The 541-nt window shown below is 56.4% G+C and carries 1 protein-coding gene and 1 pseudogene; both read right to left on the bottom strand.

Annotated elements, in window-relative coordinates; genetic code table 11:
- A pseudogene (locus HMPREF1627_RS00500) lies at window positions 1–232 on the bottom strand (MFS transporter); the annotation flags it as partial.
- Window positions 233–267: 35 nt separating this feature from the next.
- On the bottom strand, window positions 268–541 hold a 274-nt coding region (locus HMPREF1627_RS00505), incomplete at its 5' end, for a glycerophosphodiester phosphodiesterase family protein (protein WP_034500113.1).

A 541-nucleotide genomic window follows, 5' to 3' on the forward strand; every position in this document is an offset into this window, starting at 1 on the left:
CTGGCACGTAAAGGAACATCGCGATGCCTAGCCAGCCCATGAGGATACCGAACTGGCCAATCGAAATGCCAAGGACGTTGGTCAGTGGGATCATCAACGATCCCTTGAATGCCTCGAATGCGGAGTACGTTAGCTGACCGGCCATTACCACCGTTAGGAACGGGGCGGCCTTGCCGCGGCGCAAAAACGCCGGGAGGCGGCTCTTCTTTCCAGAAGCTGCTGCACTTTCCATTTGTATTTCTTTCTCTTAGTCGAAATGTGATGGGTTTATTTCTTTAGCATCTGGTGTGCGACGTCGGTGAAAATACCGGTCACGCCCCAGTTGAAAAGCTCATTTGCCCGCGCGGGGGAGTTCACCGTCCAAACGTTCACCCCGTATCCGGCCTCGCGGAACGCCTGCACCTGCGCGCGGGTCAGTGCGGAGTCGTCAGGGTGAATGTAGTCGGCTCCTACGAGCTCGAGGATGGACTTCCAGTCATCCCATAGGTTTTCGGCCACGAACAGTGCGCCTACACTGTATTGGGGCGCCTTGTCCTTGAAG

It is taken from the genome of Actinomyces sp. S6-Spd3, from assembly GCF_000758755.1.
Classification (GTDB): Bacteria; Actinomycetota; Actinomycetes; order Actinomycetales; family Actinomycetaceae; genus Pauljensenia.